The organism is Maricaulis sp., assembly GCF_015665295.1.
In the GTDB taxonomy this organism is placed as follows: Bacteria; Pseudomonadota; Alphaproteobacteria; order Caulobacterales; family Maricaulaceae; genus Maricaulis.
This window is the reverse complement of the sequence record NZ_JADFAJ010000004.1, coordinates 1-21,349: the sequence shown is the minus strand read 5'-3', so window position 1 is coordinate 21,349 and position 21,349 is coordinate 1. Positions and strand designations below refer to the sequence as shown.

Below are 21,349 nucleotides of genomic sequence, written 5' to 3'. Positions count from 1 at the left end.
CCGGTTGGGTTTGGGTCCTGGTTGCAAGGATAGCGCGAGGCGCGGCGCGGGAGCCATGCCGGTTTGCATCGGGGCTGGCGGCTGTGTTCCCTCTCCCTTGGGAGAGGGTCAGGGTGAGGGGGATATCCCGGTGAAAGTCGGCGGATCCCCCCTCATCCGGCCCTTCGGGCCACCTTCTCCCCGGGGAGAAGGATGAGATGGTGCGCGCTCCCCGCCCCACCCCAACTGAAACCGCAAAGTGACCGCGGTCATGAAACCACCCATACTGGTGTTATGACCGGATTGCGTGACCGCAAGAAACAGGCCCTGCGCCAGGCGATTTATGACGCCGCCCTCAAGCTGTTCGAGCGCGACGGCTATGAGGCCGTCAGTGTCGCCATGATCACGCGCGAGCTGAAGATCGCCAAGGGGACTTTCTTCAATCATTTCCCCACCAAGGCGGACATCCTGGCGCAGTGGTATGAGACCACGATGATGGCCTGTCTCAAGGCGCCGCTCGCGCCCGGCCTGTCGCCCACAGAGCGACTTGTGGAGCGAATCCATGGCGGCGGCGCACAGGCGGCCGAAGCGCCCGAGCTGTGGCGCGCCAAGAATGCCGAAGCGCCCCGGACCGCTTCCATCCAGGCCGCCGACCGCACCGTCGATCTGGCCCTGCAGGACTGCCTCGTCGAAGAGATCGAGGCGGCGATCCGCGCCAAGGTCTGGCGCAGCGATATCGCACCGGCGGAACTCGCCGATCTTGTGCTCGCCCTGGCGACCGGGACCTGGCGTGAAGTCATGGTCTCCAACCGCGCCGGCGAGGCCCGCGACCTGCTCAATGCCCGCCTCGCCACCGTCCGGCAGCTTTGCCGCCTTGCCAGCCCGACCACGAGCCCCTAAAAAATGACCACGGTCATTTTTTAGAGTTCCCAATCCCATGTCACGTCTTCCGGCCCTTCTGGCCACCGCCTTGTGCCTGGCTGCCTGCGCCTCACCGGACCCGCTGCCCGAGCGGCAGGTCGTCCTGAATGCAGGTGAGACCCTGGCCGCCGCGCGCGGCGTCTGGCTGTCGGAGGAGAGCGGCTGGATTCTCGAGATCGATGGCGATGGCATCACCCGCTGGCAGGACACGCCGGCCGGCTGTTATCGCACGACGCAGGACGGCCCGACCCTGATGAGCCAGGTCGAGTATCGCTATTTCACGGCGATGAACGACCAGAGCGCCCGCTTCGAATACCTGCCCGGTGACGGCCATGCCGTCTTTGCGCGCCAGCCCGCCCTGCCGGACGAATGTGGAACAGAGGACCTCACCTCGCCGACCGCCGTGTTCGAGACCTTCACCGGGATATTCGCCCGCCACTATGCCGCCTTCGAACGACGCGGCGTCGATTGGGAGGCCGAGGTCGCAGCCGCCCGGCCGCGTGTCAGTGATGCCATGGATGATGCGGCCCTGTTCGCGGTCCTCTCGGACCTGATCGAACCGCTGGGCGACAGCCATACCAAGCTCATCGCGGACTTCGATGGCGCGCGTCACCGCGCCCAGTTCGGTCTCGGCGAGACCCTGCCCATGATCGCCGACGGGATGGGCGAAATGCCCTGGCTGATCGGTCTGATCGACCAGACGATGACGGATCTGCTCGACCCCGGCGCCCGCCATATCGGCAATGACCGGGTCATTGTCGGCACGATCGACCAGCGCATCGGCTATATCCAGATCTTCACCATGGGCGGTTTCATCGACACCGAAACACCCGGCACGCCGGAATGGGCCGCGGCGGAACTGGCTGCGCTCGACGCAATGCTGGACGAGGCCCTGACCGAGTTTGCCGATCTCGATGCGGTCATCCTCGACCTGTCCAATAATCGCGGCGGCTATGACGCCGTGACCCGCGCCATTGCCAGCCGTTTCACCGACGCGGGCTTTGACGGCTACAGCGTCCGCACGGATCCGGACGGGCCGCCCCTGATTGCCTACCGGATCGAGCCGCATGACGGCCCGCGCTATACCGGTCCGACCCATGTCCTGACCAGTGATGTCACGGTCTCCGCCGGCGAGATCACCACGATGATGCTGCGCCAACGCCCCCATGTGACGCAGGTTGGCACCACCACACGCGGCGCCTTCTCCACCCCGCTCGCCAAGCCCCTGCCCAATGGCTGGTATCTGGAACTCGCCAACGAGATCTTTGCCGACGGTAATGGCGAGATTTACGAGGCGCGCGGCCTGGAACCGGAGATCCGGCTGGACGTGTTCCCGGCCGACGATCCGGTCGCCGGCCATGCCGCCGCGGTGCGGGCGCTGGTGGCACGGATTCCGGAAGAATAGAGCGCTTTCCCTCTCCCTCGGGAGAGGGCCAGGGTGAGGGGGACATCCCGGTGAAAGTCGGCGCGTCCCCCCTCATCCGGCCCTTCGGGCCACCTTCTCCCAAGGGGAGAAGGACAGGTCTGCGCAGGACACAGGAAACCGGCTAAGCGCCCTGTATCTTCCCCTCGCCAACATAACGTCTTTCCTCCCCATCCCATGGGGAGGTGGATCGTCGCGCAGCGGCGAGACGGAGGGGTGACGCCGCAGGCGGCATGGACCCATCCTCGCTGCGCTCGGCCCCATCGACCCGAGGCTTCGCCTCGGCCCACTTGCCCACGTCGTGGGGAAGAAAAGGAGACAACCGCCACTAACCCGCGATCAGTGCCGCCGCGACACGTTCCGCGGCGGCCTCGTCCTTGCCCATGGCTTCCAGCGCCTTGGCGGCGATGTGGCGGGCGTTGAGGCCGGCGGTTTCGTACATGTCGAAAGGGGCTTCCTGGTCCTGGAAGACATCCGGCAGGGTCATGGTGCGCACGCGCAGGCCGCGATCGAGGGCGCCCTTTTCGGCCAGCAGGTGCAGGACGAAGGCGCCAAAGCCCCCCACTGCGCCCTCTTCCACCGTGACCAGGACTTCATGCTCGCGCGCCAGGCGCAGGATGAGGTCTTCATCGAGCGGTTTGGCGAAGCGGGCATCGGCGACCGTGGTCGCAAAGCCCTGGGCGGCCAGCGCGTCGGCGGCCTTGAGGCTTTCCTCCAGGCGTGTGCCGAGCGAGAGGATGGCGATGCGCGAGCCTTCGCGGACGATACGGCCCTTGCCGATCTCAAGCGCCTCGATCACGTCGGGCATCTCGATCCCGGTGCCATTGCCGCGCGGATAGCGGAAGGCGGACGGGGCATCGTCGATCAGGGCGGCGGTCCTGACCATGCGCGACAGCTCGAGCTCGTCGGCAGCGGCCATCACAACCATTCCCGGCAGGGCACCGAGATAGCCGATATCGAAACTGCCGGCATGGGTGGCGCCGTCGGCACCCACGAGGCCGGCCCGGTCGATGGCAAAGCGCACGGGCAGTTTCTGGATCGCCACATCGTGGACGACCTGGTCATAGCCGCGCTGCAGGAAGGTCGAGTAGATCGCGGCGAAGGGCTTCATCCCGTCAGCGGCGAGGCCGGCGGCAAAGGTGACCGCGTGCTGTTCGGCAATGCCGACATCGAACATGCGGTCCGGAAAGCGTTCCCCGAACAGGTCGAGACCGGTACCGCCCGGCATGGCAGCGGTGACGCCAACGACGCGGCTGTCGGCTTCGGCTTCACGGATCAGCTGCCCGGCGAAGACCTTGGTATAGGACGGCGCGTCGGCTTTTGATTTTTGCTGTTCGCCGGTGATGACATTGAACTTGGCGACGCCGTGATACTTGTCGTCCGAGGCCTCGGCCGGGGCATAACCCTTGCCCTTCTGGGTCACGACATGGATCAGGACAGGGCCATTGTCGCCGTCGCGCACATTGCGCAGGACCGGGACCAGCTGGTCGAGATCATGGCCGTCAATCGGACCGACATAGCGAAAGCCCATTTCCTCGAACAATGTGCCGCCCATGGCCATGCCGCGCATGTATTCCTCGGCCCGGCGCGCCGCTTCCTCGACGCGCAGCGCCTTGGCAACGCCCTTGCCGAGCTTGCGGATCGAGCGATAGCCCTGCGAGGAGACGAGGCGGGCGAAATAATGGCTCATCGCACCGACCGGCGGGGCGATGGACATGTCATTGTCATTGAGAATGACGATCAGGCGGCCGCCGATATGGCCGGCATTGTTCATCGCCTCATAGGCCATGCCGGCCGACATCGAGCCGTCGCCGATCACGGCGATGACATTGCGATCCTCATCCTTGAGATCGCGGGCGACGGCAAAACCGAGCGCCGCCGAGATCGAGGTCGAGGCATGGGCCGCGCCGAACGGATCGTATTCGCTTTCCGACCGCTTGGTGAAACCGGACAGGCCACCGGCCTGGCGCAGGGTGCGGATGCGGTCACGGCGACCGGTCAGGATCTTGTGCGGATAGCACTGGTGGCCGACATCCCAGATCAGCGTGTCGGTCGGCGTGTCGAAGACATGGTGCAGGGCCGTGGTCAGCTCGACCACGCCCAGCCCGGCGCCGAGATGGCCGCCGGTCACCGACACCGCATCGATCGTCTCGGCGCGCAGCTCATCGGCCAGCGCCTTGAGCCGGTCGATCGGCAGGTTCTTGAGGTCTGCCGGCGCGCTGATTGTGTCGAGGATCGGGGTTTTCGGCGGGACTTTCGCGGACATGGGCATGCGGCCTTTCACGAGCGCCGCGCGAGGATGAAGTCGACGGCCTCTCTCAATACATCTGCGCGTGCGCCGAAAGGTTCAAGGTGGTCCTTGGCCTGTGCGGCCAAGTGCCGCGAACGGTCACGTGCGCCCTCAACTCCCAGAATGGTGACGAAGGTGGCTTTTCCTTGACCGGCATCCTTGCCGACTGCCTTGCCCGCCTCGCCTGCATCGCCTGTGGCATCCAGAAGGTCGTCCGTTATCTGATAAGCCAAGCCGAGATCATGGGCAAACCCCTCCAGCGCCCGGCGTACAGCTTCGTCGACATCTTTCAGGATGGTCGCGCTCTCCACGGCATAGGAGATCAGCGCCCCGGTCTTCATGCGGTGCATGCGGGTGACAACGGAAATGTCGAACTGTTCGGTCTCGGCGCGGATATCGATCATCTGCCCGCCGACCATGCCATAGGGGCCGGAGGCGCGTGACAGGCGCTCCACAAGGCGGGCGCGGACACCGCCACGCTGATGGGTGTCGGGATGGGCGAGGATTTCATAAGCGACCGATTGCAGACCATCACCGGCGAGCACCGCCGTCGCCTCGTCATAGGCCTTGTGGACGGTCGGGCGGCCGCGCCGCATGTCGTCATCATCCATGCAGGGCAGATCGTCATGGATCAGCGAATAGGCGTGGATGCATTCCAGCGCACAGGCCGCGCGCAGAATGCCGCGTTCCTCGGCGTGGACGAGACGTCCGGCCTCTATGGTCAAAAAGGGACGCAACCGCTTGCCCGGGCCCAGCGCGGCATAGCGCATGGCCGAATTGAGATGGGCCTCCGGCCCCTCAGCGCGCGGCAACAGGGCATCGAGCGCGACCGTGACCCGGTCGGCATGCTCGTTGAGTCGCTGTTCGAAAGTCTCCATCGACCTGCCTGTCCTGACCTGCCCGACCGGGCTCCCCAAGGCGCCTGCCCCGTTTCGATTGTTACCGTGCCCGCTAGTGCAGTCGCGAACCATTGGGCACGCACTGGTCCGGCGCCATCAGCACGATCTCACCTGTGCCATCAGAAACGCCGAGAGTCAGCACTTCCGAGCGCATGGGACCGATCTGGCGCGGTGGAAAATTCACCACCGCGAGCACCTGTCTGCCGATGAGCGCGTCCGGCGTGTAGTGTGCAGTGATCTGGGCCGAGGATTTCTTCGTCCCGAGCTCTTCACCGAAATCGATCCAGAGCCGGATCGCCGGCTTGCGCGCTTCGGGAAAGGGCTCGGCCTGCACCACGGTACCGATACGGATATCAAGCCTGAGGAAATCCTCGATCGACGCCGTGCCCTGGCCCTCGCCTGTCATGCTAGTCGAGCCCGGCCGGTTCGGTCGCCGGTTGACCATCCTCGCCGCGCACGATCTTCTCGACCTTCAGCTCGGCGCTCTTGAGCTTGCTGTCGCAATGCGCCCGCAGCGCCGCGCCACGCTCATAGATCTCGATCGAGCGTTCGAGTTCGACCTCGCCCGACTCCAGCTGGCGGACAATGCCCTCCAGCTCGGCCAGCGCCTTTTCGAAGCTCAGCGTCGCAATGTCGGCATGCGGCTCGGCTGCCATCAGCACTCTCCGTTTTCGATACGGCCGAATTCATTCCGGCCGGGAATTGGAGCCACCATAGGAAGCCCGTCGCGGCGCCGCAATCAGTCCATCACTCGCCGCGGTATTCATAGCGGCGCCAGGACCAGTAACTGTCGCCGCCATCGCGGACACAAACCCAGCCGGCCGCCTTGAGATGGGGCCGCATCATGCGGTTGAACCAGCCATGGGCGCAGCACACGACCGGGCCGGTTTCGGCCGCACGGACCAGGCGCTCGACAGCGCGGGCGGCGCGAATATCGGCCTCGACGCGGCTTTCCCGGCCGCGAGACTGTCCCAGCCACCAGGTGCAGCGGGCAAACACGCCCCAGGTCTTGGCCATGAATTTTCCCGGCCAGGGTGGTGGAGGGAGTTCAGCCTCGACGAAGTCAGGATCGATAACCAGCTCGCGGTCGGGCGCCACGGCCTGGGCGGTCTCGACGGCACGGCGCAGGCTGGAGGCAAATATCGTCCGGGCGTCGAAAGCCTGTTGCTTCAAGGGCGCAGGCGCGACCTGGCCCTCGACCAGCGGCGCAGGCTGGTACTCCTTGTCCCACCAGTCCTCATAGCCGCGCCAGTCCAGCATCGCCTCGCGGTTTGCGAGCGGTCGGCCGTGGCGGGCAATGGTGATATAGCCGGGCCGCGAAGGCGTGGCGGGTTTGATCTCGGTCATGAAAGTCCACGGTCAGCGCGGGGGCAAGCGCCTCGGCCGGCGCGCCCCGTCGCAGCCTGGCAGAAATCCTGGTTCACGCTTCGGACAGCGCGCCGACAAATGCCGCCGCCGACCGCCCCAAGGCCGGACAGTCGTAGCCACCCTCCAGCACGGAAACAAGCCGCGAGCCGCTAAAATCGCGGGCAATGCCAGCCAGTTGCCGCGCGGCCCAGGCAAAATCGTTGCTGCGCAAGCCCCAACCACCGACCGGATCATCCGCATGCCCATCAAATCCGGCCGAGACGAACACCAGTTCCGGGCGCGCGCGCTTGAGGGCGGGTATCACCTCGCTTTCAAACCGCGCCCGCCATTGCGATCCGGTCACGCCATCGGGCATCGGGCAGTTGAGGACATTGCCGCCGAGCCCGGTCTCACCCTCGCCACCGGTACCCGGATAGAGCGGTGTTTGATGCAGCGAGGCAAAGAAGACATGCGGATTGCGCTCGGCCAGGCGCTGCGTCCCGTTGCCGTGATGCACATCGATATCGACAATGGCGACTGTGGCAAGGTCATGCACCTCCAGCGCATGCACAGCGGCTACCGCGATCGCGTTGAACAGGCAGAACCCCATCGCCCGGTCCGGCTCGGCATGGTGTCCGGGCGGGCGGGCCAGCACGAAGGCCGCGCCGCCATTATCGTCGATGACCCGGTCAACTGCCGCCACGGCGCCGCCGACTGCGCCGAGCGCCGCCGCGGCAGAGTGTGAACAGACCAGCGTATCGGGATCCAGCGCGACCCATTCGCCGTCATCGGCTTGGGCACAGGCACTCAGGACACGGTCGACATGGGCAGCCGTGTGAAAGCGGGCGAGGTCCGGCATGCCGGCCGGTCCCGCCTCGACCCAGTCACAGCCCGGCAGGGCAAGTAGCGCATTTCGCGCCGCCTCATAGCGGCCGACATGTTCGGGATGACCGGGCGGAACCGCGTGGAGGCGGCTGGCGGGATTGTCGAAGATCGTGGTTTTCATGTCCGGCAGTGTGGGCGTTTCGCGGCGCGCTTTCCAGTCCCGATCATACCGGCAGACATTGCGAAATCAGGCGCTCGGCGCCGCGCCATTATGGCGCAACACGGTCGGCAGCAGCACGACATCTTCCATGAACTGGCTGTAGTCACAGAGGATTTCCTCGCCGGAATGAATATCTCTCCGCGCCTCGCCATTGCCGTCGGCCCGGAAATCGAGATTGGGCTCATCGCTATGATTGAGGAAGCGGGCATGATCGCCATCGAGCAGATAGCCGTTCAGGCCACGATCGAAATAGGCATAGCGCTGCATGTACTGGCGATAGACGGGCGGTCGTTCGGTCAGCTGCGATTCCGTAAGGATCAGGTCGACCGCCGGGTCGAGCACCCAGATCAGGGTGCCGGCGGGAATGAATTCGGACGCAAAGACGCCCAGCCCTTCCAGCGGGCTGGGGGCGAGATAGGTGTCCACGAGTAGCATGGATGGGTCACTCCGGCCGGCCGCGTCGACGGCTGGCGATGGACCAGCGGCAGCCCCGTATCGGGGCCGGCCGCAGAGTGCGACGCTCCAGATTCCATATTGGCGAATTCTGAAAAAGCGCAAGCGGGATTTTGCGAGCCGTGAGACGATTCTTGCGCCCCGCCTGACAGGTCAGAAATTATAGGGAGAGCCGGCGCGTATCCAGGCCAGCGCAAACCCCACGGCAATCCCCGCAATGACCACGACACTAATCCAGCCACTTCCTGATCGCGTGCGCATCATCCCGCCCCTCCTCGCCTGTTCGAGACCGGTTCAAGCCTAGCGGTGAATCGGATTCATCCAACGGTAAAGTTGTGAGGACTGACAAGGACTTATTCAGGGTGTGACGACCATCACACCCTGAATTTGGCGACCCTAATGCCCCAGCGAGACATCCATGATCTTCACGCCGGGCGGTGCGGCGGGCTCTTCCGGGACGAAGAAATCCGGCAGGAGTTCAAGCGAGGGATCATAGGAATACTGGTCGAGATCGCGCTCGCCCTCCTCCCAGAGGAAGCTGTCATCAATGATGAAATTGCCGGTGAAGTCGGCGGCCGGCTTGTTGAGGACCTTGTAGGCCGTATCCGCGAGGATTTCCGGCTTGCGGCAATTCTTCATCGCCTCGTCATTGGCCAGCACATTGGAGATCGCGGCGGTCGCCACGGCGGTGCGGGGCCAGATCGCATTGGCGCCGATCTTGCCCTTGAACTCCTCGCCCCAGCCCAGGATGCACAGACTCATCTGGTATTTCGCCGAGGTGTAGGCGACGTGCGGCCCGAACCACAGGCCGCGCATGTCGAGCGGCGGCGCCAGCGCGATGATGTGCGGATTTTCCGCGTTCATCAGATAGGGCAGGCATTTCTGCGTGGTCAGGAAAGTACCGCGACCATTGACCTGGTGCATCAGGTCATAGCGTTTCATCGGTACGTCCGCCGTGCCGCGCGGATAGATGGCGGAGGCATTGTTGATCACGGCATCGATGCCGCCGAAACGCTCGACCGCCGCGGCCACCGCCGCCTCGACCTGGACCTCGTCACGGATATCGCATTTGACCGCCAGCGCCTGTCCGCCGGCGGCCTCGATCGACGCCGCTGCGGTGTGGATCGTGCCTTCGAGACGCGGATCGACCGTGTCGGACTTGGCGGCGATGACGATATTGGCGCCATCGCGGGCACAGCGTTCACCGATCGCAAGGCCAATGCCGCGCGATGCGCCGGTGATGAAAATCGTCTTACCCTTGAGGCTCATGGCGCTCTCTCCCCGATCCATTGACTGGCAGGGAGACTAGAGCGCGACTTGCCGCACCACCAGCCCGGGGCGCGGCAAAATCAGGCGCCGGCAAGGCCTAGAGTCCGCTCCAGACCCGGCCGCGCGGGCAGTAGAGGCCCTGTTCCTGGCGGCAGCGCTCCAGCGTGAACAGCACGGTCTCGGCCCGGCCGACGACATTTTCCAGCGGCACGAAGCCCGGACCGCCCGAGGCGCGGCTGTCACGCGAGGCGTCGCGATTATCGCCCATCACGAAAACAGTGCCCGGACGCACGGTGACCGGACCGAAATTGTCCAGATTATCATTGTCGGCGCGCTCGTAGATCTCATGCTCGCGATCGCCGGGCAGGATTTCATTGTAGTGGCTGACCGTGACGGCAATGCCCGTGCGGTCCTCCCGATAGGTGCGGATATCTTCCAGCAGGCGCGGCGCGGCCTCGCCATTGATGTAGAGACGGCCCTCGCGAACCTCGATCACATCGCCGGCGACGCCGACCACGCGCTTGATCAGATTGCGCGCCGGTGACTGGTTCTCGTCGCGGAAGACCACGACATCGCCGCGGCGCGGTTGCGACCAGGCAAGGCGGCCATTCCAGCTGTCGGGCAGGACATAGCCCAGCCCCAGCGGCAGCGAGTGGACGGAATAGCCATAGGCCCATTTGGACACCAGGACGCGGTCGCCGACCTCGAGCGAGGGCTGCATGCTCTCTGAAGGAATATGGAAGGCGGCGAAGCCGAAGGTCACCAGACCCAGCCACACGGCTGCGACACCGGCGACAAAACGCACGGTTTCCAGGATTTCATCGGCCGCACGGCCCGCAAGACGCTTTATCAAAGGGCTCATTTCAATTTGACCGCGGTTCCGTAGGCCAGGATTTCGGCGGCGCCCTCCATCACGGATGATGTGGTCAGCCGGACGGTGATGATGGCATCCGCGCCGAGTTCCTCGGCATGTCTGGCCATGCGGTCGAGCGCCTGCTCGCGTGATTCGGAGAGGAGGCTGGTATATTCGGGCACTTCGCCGCCAACCAGGTTGCGCAGGCCGGCGATGAAGTCGCGCCCGAAAAAGCGCGCGCGAACGACATTTCCGCGGGCAATGCCGACAACCCGATCAATCTCGCGTCCCGGTACCGAGTCGCCCATGGTGACTATAAGGCTCATCTTTCATCCCCTTGCAGCACAGGCCGGTCCGAACGGGCCCGCCAATACATCATTGCCACGCCCAGTGCCGGACACCCGGTCGCCGCCAGCCAGAGATAGCTCGCGGGATAGGGCAAATGCCAGTTCGCCAGCAGGCCGGCGGCCATCAGTCCGAGATAGGCGGCCAACCCTCCAAGCACGAGAACCGGTATCGCAATATCCAGAATTCTGCCTAACACGGGCTGCCTAACGCTGGCTGAATGGCCCTGGACGGACCGGTATGGCTCTACCGATACGTCGAATTTCGCCCACAACCAAGAAGCCCGCCTGCCATTGACAGCATTTTAAGCTGACCTCGTGGCCGCGAAGACGCAGGGGACAGGGCGCCCGACCGTCCCGCTTGGACCGGGCGCCCGGCGCTGGCATGATGCCAAGCAAGGAGAATGCGACATGTCTGACACGATCATCGAACCGGGAAAAAGCCAGGCGGCTGACCGCGACGACAAGCTGTTCGCGGCGCTGAACTATGTGCTGTTCCTGATTGGCAACATAATCGGCATTTCCAGCATCCTGGCGGTCATCATCGCCTATTCCCGGCGCGCGGCCGCGCCGCACTGGCTGCGATCACACTACACTTTCCAGATCAAGTCCTTCTGGACGGCGGTTCTGGGCATTGTGGTGTGTACCTTCATGATCATGACCGTCATCCTCTCGCCCTTCGGCGCCATCGGCCTCGCCCTGATCTGGCTGTGGATGCTGGTGCGCAGCGTGGTCGGCCTGGTCCGCCTGCTCGACGGGCGTGGCCACCGCGATGCCGACGCGATGTGGGTGTGAACCAAGCACCGATATCGCCACGACGAACTCGCCTGGCGGTATGAGGGGTGCGGGGTCCCGGCCGATGCCGGTTTGGCTATTGTCTTGTGTGGATGGGCACCTCGGGCACCCCGCACACGGAGATTTAATCGAAGCCGTTACCGGCCTCGTCTCGAAACCGGTGGGAGAAGGCAGTCGAGCTTTGTGCTGCCGTCCCACCGATGGCCACGCCGGGTTGGTCTGGCGGTGTTTCCAGGCAACCGGACGAGCTCCGTCCTCCCAACGCCCCCGGATCACCAATCCGGGCCTCGAGTGACGCGGGACGGGAAGGAGTATGCGCTGGTGGGAAGGGGGGCGGATAAGTTTTCTCGATCACCGCACTTTCCCTCTCCCTCGGGAGAGGGTGGCCGAAGGCCGGGTGAGGGGTAAATCCCTGTAACCGCAGTGCAATCTCCCCTCATCCGCCCCTCCGGGGCACCTTCTCCCCAGGGAGAAGGAAGGGGGTGCGCGGCGGGGATAAGTCGGAGAGCGTGAGACGAATGGGGACAGGTACAATTAACGCCACGCGTTAATTGTACCTGTCCCCAAATCTGCGCCCGGCCCTCAAAGTCCGAATCCGACCTCGTCGATCATGTCGGCACCCATGGTGACGTCATCGACACGCGACGGCGCCAGGGTCATCACGGCTTCGGCGTAGAAATTGGCCAGGGCGATGCGCTGGGCAGCAAAGGCCGGGTCGCCGACATTTTCCTTCTGGCGACGGCGGGCCGCGACGGCACCGACGCAGAGCAGCCAGCCGCCAATGGTCTCGCCGGCGAGGGTCAGGAAGGGCGTGGCGCCGGCCAGACGGTCCTTCATGTCGGCCTCGGTCAGCCAGTCAGCCGCCTCCTGCAGGGCTTCCAGACTGTCGCGCAGGCGCTCGCCGAGCGGCGGCAGGTCGGGATGCGAGGAGGTCAGGCAGCTCTCAATGGTCTGGTCGATATCGGCATAGAGCTCGTCGAACGCCGCGCCATCGGCCATGGACAGCTTGCGGCCGACCAGATCGATCGCCTGGATCGCATTGGTGCCTTCATAGATCGGCGTGATGCGGGCATCGCGCAAATGCTGGGCGGCACCGGTCTCCTCGACATAACCCATGCCGCCATGGACCTGGATATTGGCCGAGGCGACCTCGACCCCGATATCGGTCGACCAGGCCTTGGCGATCGGGGTGAGAAGTTCCTCACGCCGTTTGGCGGCAGCCTTCTCGTCGGCATCATCGCCATAATGGGCCATGTCGGCGGCCACGGCACAGGACACGCAAATGGCGCGGGCGGCCGCGATCTTGGCCTTCATCAGGGCCAGGGTGCGCTTGATGTCGGGATGATGGATGATGGCGTGCGGTGCCGGGCCTTCAGCATCAATGGCGCGGCCCTGCTTGCGGTCGCTCGCATAGGCCAGGGCTTGCTGGTAGGCGCGTTCGGCAATGCCGACCCCCTGCACCCCGACATTGAGACGGGCCGAGTTCATCATTGTGAACATGCAGCGCATCCCGGCATTCTCCTCGCCGATCAGCCAGCCGGTCGCGCCGGCATAGTCCATCGTGCAGGTCGGCGAGCCATGGATGCCGAGCTTGTGCTCCAGCCCGATCGGCTTGAGCGAATTGGGCGTACCGTCGGCCAGGATCTTGGGCACGATGAAGAGCGAGATGCCCTTGGTACCGTCCGGCGAACCCGGCGTGCGCGCCAGCACGAGATGGATGATATTCCCGGCGCAGTCATGATCGCCCCAGGTGATGTAGATTTTCTGGCCGGAGATCGCCCAGCTGCCGTCCGCATTGGGCTCGGCCTTGGTGCGCAGCGCGCCGACATCGGAGCCGGCCGAGGGCTCGGTCAGATTCATCGTGCCCGACCATTCACCGGTGATCAGCTTGGGCAGATACATCGCCTTCTGCGCATCCGTGCCGTGCGCGATCAGCGCCTCGATCGCGCCATAGGTCAGCATCGGGCCAAGCCCGAAGGCGAGATTGGCGCCCTGGATCATTTCCAGCACGGTGACGCCAAGCGCCCGCGGCAGACCCATGCCGCCATGTTCGGCCTCGAATTGCAGACCCTGCCAGCCACCCTCGACGAATTGCGCATAGGCCTGGGGGAAACCGGTCGGCGTGGTGACCTTGTCATTGGCCAGCTTGCAGTGCTCGGCATCGCCAACCCGGTTGAGCGGCGCCAGCACGCCCTCGGCCAGCTTGGCGGCCTCGTCCAGGATGGCGACAGTCAGATCGGCGGAAAAATCGGGAAAGGCCCCGGTCGCCTTCAGCCCCTCGACCGCAGCCACTTCTTCCAGCGTGAAACGCATTTCATCAAGGGGCGCGCGATAGGACATGGACGGTCTCCTGGGGGATTTGCTGGCTTGTTCGTTCTTGAGCCGCAACATAGCTGCAACGCGCCCCGAAGCGAATCCGGAAACAGTGTTTTGTCGATCCCGCCCCAAGGTGTGGCTTTATCGCGACGGCCGTTCGCCGCATATGTAGGGGCATGAGAGTGAAGCCAGCCTTTCTTGTCGTTTCCGCCTGCCTCGCGCTGGGCGCTTGCCTGACACCGACCACCGACCCGCAGCGCCTGCCGGCCGGCGAGTGGGCGCTCGATCCCGCCCATGCCAGCCTCACCTGGCAGGTCCGGCACATGGGGCTGAGCTGGTATACCGGCCGCTTCGACACGCTGGATGCCCGGCTCGATTTCGACCCGGCCCGCCCCGAAGCGGCGCAGCTGACCGCGATCCTTGATCCGGCCTCGATCTCGACCGGCGACCCCGCATTCGACGCCGCGCTGGCTGCCGACTGGTTTCACGCCGGCCGCCATCCGCAGATTGTCTTCAACAGTTCGGCAATCGAGATCACGGGCGAGACGACCGGCCGGGTGACCGGGGACCTGACGCTCAACGGCGTTACAGCGCCGGTGACGCTGGATGTCACCTTCAATGGCGGGCTGACGAGCCTGATCGAGGGCCGCCCGGCCATCGGCTTCAGTGCCGCCGGATCCCTCGACCGGGACACCTTCAATGTCGGCAATTTGCCACACAGCATTGTCGGGCCGACTGTGCGTATCCTGATCGAGGCCGAATTCCTGAGGGAGGGAGACTGAGATGTCGGAATCGAAAACCTATACAGGCGTTGCCATCACCCTGCACTGGATCCTCGCCGTGCTTCTGGTCGGCATGGTCTTCTACGCCTGGAATATGGAAGAGCTGAAAGAGACGCTCTTTGCCGGCGGTGATGTGACGATTGGCGAAGTCCAGTTCGCCTACAACATGCACAAGACGACCGGCCTGTTGATCCTGGTCCTGTCGCTCGCCCGCCTCGCCTGGCGGTTGACCCATCCGGTTCCCGCCCTGCCCGACGGCATGGCGTCCTGGGAGCGAATGGCCGCGACCGCCACCCACTGGGCCTTCTACGCGATCATGATCGGCATGCCGCTGGGCGGGCTGATCGCCGCCTCGTCCGCCGAGCCGCCCACCCTCCTCTTCAACAATCCCGATCTCGTCCTGCCCAAGCTGCCCGTGCCGCAGACCGAAGGCTTCCAGGACATTTCCGGCAGCGTACACGGCGCCGGCGGCTGGGCCATTCTGGGCCTGCTCGGCCTGCATGTCGCCGCCGCCCTCAAGCACCAGTTCATCAACAAGGATGGATTGATCGGCCGCATGATCCCCTTCCTGAAAGGATAAGTCTGATGTTGCGTAACTGCGTACTCGCCCTGACCGGTCTGGCCCTGACGGCGCCCGCCGCGCTTGCCCAGGACTGGTCGGTCGACCATGACGCCTCCTCGGTCGCCTTCGAGACAACCGTATCCGGCGGCGCGGTTACCGGCGCCTTTGACAGCTGGACGGCCGAGATCACGCTTGATCCTGATGATCTGGACAATGCCCGGATCGCGGCCAGCGTCACCACCGCCAGCGGTTCGACCGGCAATCGGCAGATGGATGAGAGCATGCTGTCAAACTCCGGCCTCAACCCGACTGGTTTCGAGGCGGCGAGTTTTATCTCGGACGATATCCGCGCCACCGGTGACGGCTATGAGGCACACGGGACGATGACCATTCGCGGTGTGGATCAGCCACTGGTCATGCCCTTCTCGCTCGCCATCAGCGAAGGCCGGGCCATCGCCGACAGCCGGTTTGTCATCGCCCGCACCGATTTCGGTGTCGGCGGTTCCAGCTGGGGATCGGCAGCGGCCGAGGTTGCGATGGTCCTGCACATCGAGGCCGATGCCGCAGAATAACTTGCGGCTGGCGCTTGCATGACAGGGGGCTTGGGGGCTAGCTCATCGCCATGAGCGCCCCCGCCCGATATGCCCCGATCAAACCGGCGAATGATCCCGCCGTGATCGAAGAAGCCGCTGCCATCCTGAAGGCCGGCGGTCTTGTGGCCATGCCGACGGAGACTGTCTACGGACTGGCTGCCGACGCCGGCAATGCCGACGCGGTGGCCCGGCTCTACGCCGCCAAGGGCCGGCCGCGCTTCAACCCGCTGATCGCCCATGTCGCCGGACCGAACATGGCCTGGCGCCTGGCCGGCTGGCCGGATCTGGCCGACCAGCTGGCCGAGACCTTCTGGCCGGGCCCCCTGACCCTTGTCCTGCCCAAGCGGCCGGATGCGCCGATTGCCGACATCGCCAATGCCGGGCTCGACTCGATCGCCCTGCGCGCGCCGCGCCACACGGCAGCCCAGGCGCTGATCCGCGCCTTTGACGGCGCCCTGGTCGCACCCAGTGCCAACCCGTCCGGCGCCATCAGCCCGACCACGGCGGCTCATGTGGCCGACGGGCTGGGCGACCGGATCGATCTCATCCTTGATGGCGGCGCCTGCCCGGTCGGTCTTGAATCGACCGTGATTGCGCTTCTTGGCGGGGCTCCCACCCTGCTGCGACCCGGCGGGCTTGCCCGACGCCAGATCGAGGCGATCACCGGCCGTCTTGCCGAAGCCGGGTCCAGCGAGACCCTGCTGGCGCCTGGCATGATGAAGAGCCACTACGCCCCGAATGCGATGATGCGCCTCAACGCCATGGCGGCCGAGGCCGGCGAACTCCTCCTCGGCTTCGGTCCGGTCGAGGGCGATCTCAATCTTTCCACCAGCAGCGATCTCGCCGAAGCGGCAACCGGCCTGTTCGCGGCCCTGCGCGCGCTCGATGCGCGCGGCGCGACACGGATTGCAGTTGCACCCATCCCCAATGAAGGATTGGGTGAGGCCATCAATGATCGACTGCAGCGCGCGGCCGCGCCGAAGGACGACCTGTTCTGACCCGACGATTCGCACCGGACCCTGCCATGACTGTGACCGACACGCCTGCCACCACCCTGAATATCCCACCCCTGCCGGCCAGCCTGCTTGCCCAGCTCAAGCAGGTGCTCGGACCGAAGGGCTGGTCGCAGGACGCGCATGAGCTGGCCCCCCATGTTGCGGACTGGCGCGGTCGCTACCAGGGTGCCACGCCGATCCTGCTCAAGCCGGCCAGTACCGAGGAAGTCTCGGCCTGTGTCCGCCTGTGTTACGAGGCCGGTGTCGCGATCACGCCCCAGGGCGGCAATACCTCGCTGTGCGGCGCGGCGACGCCCATGGGCGAAGTCCTGCTGACGCTCAAGCGCATGACCGCGATCCGGGAGATTGATGTCGACAATGACTCGATGACGGTCGAGGCCGGCTGCGTGCTGGAAAACCTGCAAAACCTCGCCGCCGACAATGGCCGCCTGTTTCCGCTCTCGCTGGGCTCGCAGGGCTCGGCGATGATCGGCGGGCTGATCTCGACCAATGCCGGCGGTGTGCATGTGCTGCGGTATGGCATGACCCGCGAGCTGGTTCTGGGCCTCGAAGCCGTCCTGCCCGACGGTACGATCTGGTCCGGCCTGACCGGCCTCAGGAAAGACAATACCGGCTATGATCTCAAGCAATTGCTGATCGGCGCCGAGGGCACGCTGGGTGTCATCACTGCCGCGACCCTGAAACTCTTCCCGCGCCCGGCCCGCATGGAAGTCGCCTTCTGCGGCCTGGCCAGTGCGGACGATGCGGTGAAATTCCTTGGCCTCGCCAAACAGGTCTCCGGCGGTGCCGTGACGGCGTTTGAACTCATGCCCCGCATGGCGCTGGAGATGGTGCTGGAACATGTGCCCGGGACCCGCGATCCGCTGACCGGCGAACACGCCTGGTATGTTGTGTGTGAATTGAGTTTCGGCCGCGCCGACGGCGCCCGCGAAACCCTGGAAGACGCGCTGGGCCAGGGCTTTGAGGCCGGTCTCATTGCCGATGCCGCCATCGCCGAGAATGACAGCCAGATCCATGATTTCTGGCGCCTGCGCGAGACCATTGCCGAGGCCGAGCGGGCGCATGGCAAGGCGGTCAAGCACGACATCGCCATCCCGGTCTCGAAAATGCCCGCCTTCATGCGCCAGGCGACCGAAGCCGTGGAAACCGCATTCCCCGGTGCGCTGGTCGTCGCCTTCGGCCATGTCGGGGACGGCAATGTCCATTTCAACGTCGCCGCCCGCGAACCCGGCGCTGATGATGATTTCATCACCCAGGCCGCGCCGCTCTCACGCCTTGTCTACGATCTCGTCGACACGTTCGGCGGCTCGATCTCGGCCGAGCATGGCATCGGCATCCTCAAACGCGCCGAACTGGCCAGCCGCAAGCCGGTCGATGTGGCGGTGATGCGCTCGATCAAGCAGGCGCTTGACCCAAGGGGCATCATGAATCCGCGGGTCTTGCTGGGTTAGACCGCCACGCGGGGTCGAAGTACGCCGTCAAGGGCGTGCAGAACATCCGAGAAATCGAGTGGCTTGGTCAGATAGCCAGTAGCGCCAATGCGGGAATAGCGTTCCGCCGCGCCATGGGTTGCATCGGCGGTCATGGCGAAAATCGGCATGCTTGAAAACTCGCTATCACTGGCCCGAATGCGCCGGATTGCCTCATCGCCACTGAGTCCCGGCATCTGAATGTCCATCAGCACGGCATCAAACGGCTCGGCTTCCAGTGCCGTGATCGCTTCCTGCCCATCGGCGGCTTCGCGCGTTGTGCATCCGGCATTGCGAAGCGCAGCAGACGCCACGAGTCGGTTGGTCGCGATATCATCAACGACCAGGATCCGATAATGTCGCTCCACAACGTCGCCATCGCCCTCTGACGGGCTTTCGCTGACTTCAACGTCTGACAGGAAAGTCACCGGAAGCTCGACCCAGAAGGTCGAACCATGTCCGACCTCGCTCTCGACGCCGATCTCGCCACCCGCTGCCCTGGCGATTTCCCTGGAGATGCTCAGCCCCAAGCCGGCGCCCTGGGCGTGTTGATCGCGTGTACTTTGGGCCTGCTGGAAGCGTTCGAAAATACGCGCCTGCTCGTCCTGAGACAGACCCGGACCGGTATCGGAGACTTCGAGCCGCAACGTGTCGCCCGTGCCGCGGATGGCCCGCAGCACAACCTGGCCGGACGGTGTAAACTTGACCGCATTGCTCAGAAAATTTGTGACGATCTGCCCGATCCGTTTGGGATCACCTTGCGCGCGCGCGGGCAAGTCCGGATCGAGTTCAACTTGAAAATCTAACCCCTTGCTCCGCGCCTGGTAGGACACACTGTCGGCTGCGACACGAACGGCACTGGTGATCGCAAACGGCCGCGAATCGATCACGAGTTTTCCGGTCTCGATCCGCGCCAGGTCCAACACATCTTCCACCAAATTGAGCAGGGCGTGTCCGGAGTTCTGAATGATGCCGACATAAGTCTTCTGCGCATCCGATAGCTCGAACTTCTCGAGCAATTGAGCGGTGCCAAGAATACCGTGCAAAGGCGTGCGGATCTCATGGCTCATATTGGTCAGGAATTCTGACTTGGCTTTGCTTGCAGCCAGAGCGGCGTCACTCTTTTCGCGCAAGCTTTCCCGCAGCGCCCGCTCATCGGTGACGTCCTGGAAACCGCCCTGCAGTTGAACGACCTCGTCCTTGTCATACACAGCGTGGCCAACAGCGCGGACCCAGATACGGCGCCCCTTCGCGGTAATGAGTGGCAAGGTGAAGTCCCAGGGTCTGCCGGCCTTGATACCTTCATTGACACAGCGCTCCACTTCAGCCCGCGCTTCCAGGGCGTAGAAATTTATCCCGTCTTCGAGATTGGGCACATAATCATCGTCGACTTCATGGATCTGACGGGTCACGGGGTCCCAGTAGATTTTCTGGCCGACGACATCGACTTCCCAATGACCGACCCCGGACAAGCGGCCAACCTCCGTCAGAAGGCGGTTGTTTCGGGTCAATGTTTCCTCCATGCGCACGCGATCCGTCACATCACGCGCCACGAAGTAAATCTTTCCGCCCTCATCCGTGCGGGCCTGCCACTCCAGATTCCGGTATCCGCCATCCTTCGCCCGGTAGCGGTTGACAAATCCGTTGACGGACTTTCCCTCTGACAACACGCTCATTTCGGACAGGGTGGGCGTGACATCGTCAGGGTGCACATATTGCAGGAATTCGGCCCCTTGCAGCTCTTCCAAGGGATAACCCAGCACTTGCTCCCAGCGCTTGTTGATTGTCAGCAAGCGACCGTCGAGACTGGCGATGCCCAGAAGATCCAGCGACATGTCGAAGAATTCAGCCACTAAAGCGTCGGGCTGGTGAGCGTGCACTGAGGACATGTCTGGCTCCCTGATAGCGCGGGAAGTTTGTCGCGCGGTCTGTTTCCTGACCATTAATGAAATATCGGGCGCGCCCCGATCATAGGCGCAATCGAGACGAACCATTGAGAAAACTCATGGCTCGCGCAGGCTTCATAGGGTTTCCCTGCGCCCGAGCGGACCCTAGTTTGAGGAGGCAAGGAGATTGCCCATGCTGATTCTGCTCTCGCCCGCCAAGAACATGAATTTCGATCCGGTCGATCGCGACCTGCCGGCGACCACGCCGGACCTGATCGACGAGACGCGGATCCTGTCGAAGACGACGCGCCAGCTCACCGCCCCCAAGATCAAGGCGATGATGAAGATCAATGATGATCTCGCCCGCCTCAATCGCGAGCGTTTCCAGGCGTTTGACGCCGATCAGCCCGGTGAGAAACAGGCCGCCTTCGCCTTCAATGGCGAGGTCTATCGCGGGCTCGAGGCGCACACGCTCTCGGCCGCCGATCTCGACTGGGCCCAGGACCATCTGCGTATCCTGTCGGGCCTGTATGGCGCGCTGAAACCGCTCGACGGCATCCATCCCTATCGCCTCGAGATGGGCCGCAAGCTGCACACGCGGCGCGGCGAGAGCCTGTATGACTTCTGGGGTGACCGCATCGCCAAGGAACTCAACAGCCTGCAGGCCGATGCCGCCGAGCCGGTCATCCTCAACCTGGCCTCGAACGAGTATTTCAAGGCCGTGGACAAGAAAGCCATCAAGGGCCGCGTCATCACCGCCACCTTCAAGGAAGAAAAGGACGGCCAGCTGCGCGCCCTGATGGTCTTCGCCAAGAAGGCCCGCGGCATGATGGCCCGCTGGGTGATCGAGAACCGGGTGACCGACCCCGCCGACCTGGTGAAATTCGATCTCGGCGGCTACCGCTTCGAGGCCGACGGGTCGAGCGAGGGGGATCTGCTGTTCACCCGGCCGCAGCCTGCGGCGGCGAAGGCGGCCTAGCTGTGAGTTCTCATAAGGTTGTTCACCCGGGCTGAAGCCTTGAGACTGGTTGTTGCGAAACGATCAGCCATCGAGGAGAGCCCGGATGAACGCCCACAGGAATGCCAGAACTACGCCCTATTCGCGAG

General features: G+C 64.4%; 22 protein-coding genes. 9 read left to right on the top strand and 13 right to left on the bottom strand.

Annotated elements, in window-relative coordinates; translation table 11 throughout:
• The first annotated feature begins 273 nt into the window (after positions 1 to 273).
• Both QZZ02_RS02710 and QZZ02_RS02705 read left to right on the top strand, forming a co-directional pair.
• Positions 274 to 879: a TetR/AcrR family transcriptional regulator gene (locus QZZ02_RS02710; RefSeq protein WP_291842118.1), complete on the top strand. Its 606-nt coding sequence runs from the start codon at positions 274 to 276 to the stop codon at positions 877 to 879.
• A 37-nt stretch (positions 880 to 916) separates the two neighbouring features.
• Complete coding sequence (locus QZZ02_RS02705; RefSeq protein ID WP_291842116.1) at positions 917 to 2,305, top strand: S41 family peptidase; 1,389 nt, start codon at positions 917 to 919, stop codon at positions 2,303 to 2,305.
• 346 nt (positions 2,306 to 2,651) lie between these two features.
• Here QZZ02_RS02705 and dxs read toward each other — a convergent pair whose 3' ends face one another.
• The 11 genes from dxs to QZZ02_RS02650 all read right to left on the bottom strand — a co-directional run bounded on the left by dxs (position 2,652) and on the right by QZZ02_RS02650 (position 11,023).
• On the bottom strand, positions 2,652 to 4,589 hold the full coding sequence (dxs, locus tag QZZ02_RS02700; protein WP_291842113.1) for a 1-deoxy-D-xylulose-5-phosphate synthase: 1,938 nt from the start codon (positions 4,587 to 4,589) through the stop codon (positions 2,652 to 2,654).
• Between the two features lie 14 nt (positions 4,590 to 4,603).
• Positions 4,604 to 5,491 (bottom strand): polyprenyl synthetase family protein, encoded by an 888-nt coding sequence (locus QZZ02_RS02695; protein ID WP_291842111.1) that lies wholly within the window; start codon positions 5,489 to 5,491, stop codon positions 4,604 to 4,606.
• A 73-nt stretch (positions 5,492 to 5,564) separates the two neighbouring features.
• Positions 5,565 to 5,918 (bottom strand): tRNA-binding protein, encoded by a 354-nt coding sequence (locus tag QZZ02_RS02690; RefSeq protein ID WP_291842109.1) that lies wholly within the window; start codon positions 5,916 to 5,918, stop codon positions 5,565 to 5,567.
• Between the two features lies 1 nt (position 5,919).
• Positions 5,920 to 6,168, bottom strand: a complete 249-nt coding sequence (locus tag QZZ02_RS02685; RefSeq protein WP_291842106.1) for an exodeoxyribonuclease VII small subunit — start codon at positions 6,166 to 6,168, stop codon at positions 5,920 to 5,922.
• A 91-nt stretch (positions 6,169 to 6,259) separates the two neighbouring features.
• Entirely contained in the window at positions 6,260 to 6,859 is a 600-nt protein-coding gene (locus tag QZZ02_RS02680; RefSeq protein WP_291842104.1) for a histidine phosphatase family protein, read from the bottom strand.
• A 73-nt stretch (positions 6,860 to 6,932) separates the two neighbouring features.
• A complete protein-coding gene (locus tag QZZ02_RS02675) occupies positions 6,933 to 7,865 on the bottom strand; it encodes a histone deacetylase family protein (RefSeq protein WP_291842102.1) in 933 nt (310 codons plus the stop codon).
• A gap of 66 nt (positions 7,866 to 7,931) precedes the next feature.
• Positions 7,932 to 8,339 carry an SET domain-containing protein gene (locus QZZ02_RS02670; protein WP_291842100.1) on the bottom strand — a complete coding sequence of 136 codons (408 nt, stop codon included), beginning with the start codon at positions 8,337 to 8,339 and terminating at the stop codon, positions 7,932 to 7,934.
• A gap of 414 nt (positions 8,340 to 8,753) precedes the next feature.
• Positions 8,754 to 9,626, bottom strand: a complete 873-nt coding sequence (locus tag QZZ02_RS02665; RefSeq protein WP_291842098.1) for an NAD(P)-dependent oxidoreductase — start codon at positions 9,624 to 9,626, stop codon at positions 8,754 to 8,756.
• Between the two features lie 97 nt (positions 9,627 to 9,723).
• The gene (gene lepB / locus QZZ02_RS02660) at positions 9,724 to 10,488 is read right to left on the bottom strand and encodes a signal peptidase I (RefSeq protein ID WP_291842096.1); all 765 of its coding nucleotides are present in this window, start codon (positions 10,486 to 10,488) and stop codon (positions 9,724 to 9,726) included.
• On the bottom strand, positions 10,485 to 10,805 hold the full coding sequence (locus QZZ02_RS02655; protein ID WP_291842094.1) for a YbjQ family protein: 321 nt from the start codon (positions 10,803 to 10,805) through the stop codon (positions 10,485 to 10,487). The genes lepB and QZZ02_RS02655 overlap by 4 nt, the downstream gene beginning before the upstream one ends.
• Positions 10,802 to 11,023, bottom strand: coding sequence for a hypothetical protein (locus QZZ02_RS02650; protein WP_291842092.1), 222 nt, complete (start codon positions 11,021 to 11,023; stop codon positions 10,802 to 10,804). Before QZZ02_RS02650 ends, QZZ02_RS02655 begins: the two co-directional genes overlap by 4 nt.
• 211 nt (positions 11,024 to 11,234) lie before the next feature.
• Between QZZ02_RS02650 and QZZ02_RS02645 the strand changes: the two genes are divergently transcribed.
• A complete protein-coding gene (locus QZZ02_RS02645) occupies positions 11,235 to 11,618 on the top strand; it encodes a hypothetical protein (protein WP_291842090.1) in 384 nt (127 codons plus the stop codon).
• A 582-nt stretch (positions 11,619 to 12,200) separates the two neighbouring features.
• On the opposite strand, the gene QZZ02_RS02640 is transcribed toward QZZ02_RS02645, so the two are convergent.
• Positions 12,201 to 13,958: an acyl-CoA dehydrogenase gene (locus tag QZZ02_RS02640; protein WP_291842088.1), complete on the bottom strand. Its 1,758-nt coding sequence runs from the start codon at positions 13,956 to 13,958 to the stop codon at positions 12,201 to 12,203.
• A gap of 152 nt (positions 13,959 to 14,110) precedes the next feature.
• Between QZZ02_RS02640 and QZZ02_RS02635 the strand changes: the two genes are divergently transcribed.
• From QZZ02_RS02635 to QZZ02_RS02615, 5 genes are read left to right on the top strand one after another with little or no spacing between them, the layout of a single operon-like run.
• Positions 14,111 to 14,716: a YceI family protein gene (locus tag QZZ02_RS02635; protein ID WP_291842086.1), complete on the top strand. Its 606-nt coding sequence runs from the start codon at positions 14,111 to 14,113 to the stop codon at positions 14,714 to 14,716.
• 1 nt (position 14,717) lies between these two features.
• Positions 14,718 to 15,296, top strand: a complete 579-nt coding sequence (locus tag QZZ02_RS02630) for a cytochrome b (RefSeq protein ID WP_291842084.1) — start codon at positions 14,718 to 14,720, stop codon at positions 15,294 to 15,296.
• A 5-nt stretch (positions 15,297 to 15,301) separates the two neighbouring features.
• Entirely contained in the window at positions 15,302 to 15,850 is a 549-nt protein-coding gene (locus tag QZZ02_RS02625) for a YceI family protein (RefSeq protein WP_291842082.1), read from the top strand.
• 50 nt (positions 15,851 to 15,900) lie between these two features.
• Positions 15,901 to 16,869 carry an L-threonylcarbamoyladenylate synthase gene (locus QZZ02_RS02620; RefSeq protein WP_291842080.1) on the top strand — a complete coding sequence of 323 codons (969 nt, stop codon included), beginning with the start codon at positions 15,901 to 15,903 and terminating at the stop codon, positions 16,867 to 16,869.
• A 26-nt stretch (positions 16,870 to 16,895) separates the two neighbouring features.
• Positions 16,896 to 18,338, top strand: a complete 1,443-nt coding sequence (locus tag QZZ02_RS02615; RefSeq protein WP_291842077.1) for an FAD-binding oxidoreductase — start codon at positions 16,896 to 16,898, stop codon at positions 18,336 to 18,338.
• Here QZZ02_RS02615 and QZZ02_RS02610 read toward each other — a convergent pair.
• Positions 18,335 to 20,245 (bottom strand): ATP-binding protein, encoded by a 1,911-nt coding sequence (locus tag QZZ02_RS02610; protein WP_291842075.1) that lies wholly within the window; start codon positions 20,243 to 20,245, stop codon positions 18,335 to 18,337. The two genes, QZZ02_RS02615 and QZZ02_RS02610, sit on opposite strands and share 4 nt — an antisense overlap.
• Before the next feature lie 190 nt (positions 20,246 to 20,435).
• Here QZZ02_RS02610 and yaaA point away from each other — a divergent pair, with 190 nt between their 5' ends.
• Positions 20,436 to 21,221, top strand: coding sequence for a peroxide stress protein YaaA (yaaA, locus tag QZZ02_RS02605; protein ID WP_291842073.1), 786 nt, complete (start codon positions 20,436 to 20,438; stop codon positions 21,219 to 21,221).
• Positions 21,222 to 21,349 lie beyond the last annotated feature (128 nt).

Bases quoted from the DNA above. Each gene is read 5' to 3' on its own strand.
- QZZ02_RS02710 (WP_291842118.1), top strand. From the start codon at position 274: ATGACCGGATTGCGTGACCGCAAGAAACAGGCCCTGCGCCAGGCGATT.
- QZZ02_RS02705 (WP_291842116.1), top strand. From the start codon at position 917: ATGTCACGTCTTCCGGCCCTTCTGGCCACCGCCTTGTGCCTGGCTGCC.
- dxs (WP_291842113.1), bottom strand. From the start codon at position 4,589: ATGTCCGCGAAAGTCCCGCCGAAAACCCCGATCCTCGACACAATCAGC.
- QZZ02_RS02695 (WP_291842111.1), bottom strand. From the start codon at position 5,491: ATGGAGACTTTCGAACAGCGACTCAACGAGCATGCCGACCGGGTCACG.
- QZZ02_RS02690 (WP_291842109.1), bottom strand. From the start codon at position 5,918: ATGACAGGCGAGGGCCAGGGCACGGCGTCGATCGAGGATTTCCTCAGG.
- QZZ02_RS02685 (WP_291842106.1), bottom strand. From the start codon at position 6,168: ATGGCAGCCGAGCCGCATGCCGACATTGCGACGCTGAGCTTCGAAAAG.
- QZZ02_RS02680 (WP_291842104.1), bottom strand. From the start codon at position 6,859: ATGACCGAGATCAAACCCGCCACGCCTTCGCGGCCCGGCTATATCACC.
- QZZ02_RS02675 (WP_291842102.1), bottom strand. From the start codon at position 7,865: ATGAAAACCACGATCTTCGACAATCCCGCCAGCCGCCTCCACGCGGTT.
- QZZ02_RS02670 (WP_291842100.1), bottom strand. From the start codon at position 8,339: ATGCTACTCGTGGACACCTATCTCGCCCCCAGCCCGCTGGAAGGGCTG.
- QZZ02_RS02665 (WP_291842098.1), bottom strand. From the start codon at position 9,626: ATGAGCCTCAAGGGTAAGACGATTTTCATCACCGGCGCATCGCGCGGC.
- lepB (WP_291842096.1), bottom strand. From the start codon at position 10,488: ATGAGCCCTTTGATAAAGCGTCTTGCGGGCCGTGCGGCCGATGAAATC.
- QZZ02_RS02655 (WP_291842094.1), bottom strand. From the start codon at position 10,805: ATGAGCCTTATAGTCACCATGGGCGACTCGGTACCGGGACGCGAGATT.
- QZZ02_RS02645 (WP_291842090.1), top strand. From the start codon at position 11,235: ATGTCTGACACGATCATCGAACCGGGAAAAAGCCAGGCGGCTGACCGC.
- QZZ02_RS02640 (WP_291842088.1), bottom strand. From the start codon at position 13,958: ATGTCCTATCGCGCGCCCCTTGATGAAATGCGTTTCACGCTGGAAGAA.
- QZZ02_RS02635 (WP_291842086.1), top strand. From the start codon at position 14,111: ATGAGAGTGAAGCCAGCCTTTCTTGTCGTTTCCGCCTGCCTCGCGCTG.
- QZZ02_RS02630 (WP_291842084.1), top strand. From the start codon at position 14,718: ATGTCGGAATCGAAAACCTATACAGGCGTTGCCATCACCCTGCACTGG.
- QZZ02_RS02625 (WP_291842082.1), top strand. From the start codon at position 15,302: ATGTTGCGTAACTGCGTACTCGCCCTGACCGGTCTGGCCCTGACGGCG.
- QZZ02_RS02620 (WP_291842080.1), top strand. From the start codon at position 15,901: ATGAGCGCCCCCGCCCGATATGCCCCGATCAAACCGGCGAATGATCCC.
- QZZ02_RS02615 (WP_291842077.1), top strand. From the start codon at position 16,896: ATGACTGTGACCGACACGCCTGCCACCACCCTGAATATCCCACCCCTG.
- QZZ02_RS02610 (WP_291842075.1), bottom strand. From the start codon at position 20,245: ATGTCCTCAGTGCACGCTCACCAGCCCGACGCTTTAGTGGCTGAATTC.
- yaaA (WP_291842073.1), top strand. From the start codon at position 20,436: ATGCTGATTCTGCTCTCGCCCGCCAAGAACATGAATTTCGATCCGGTC.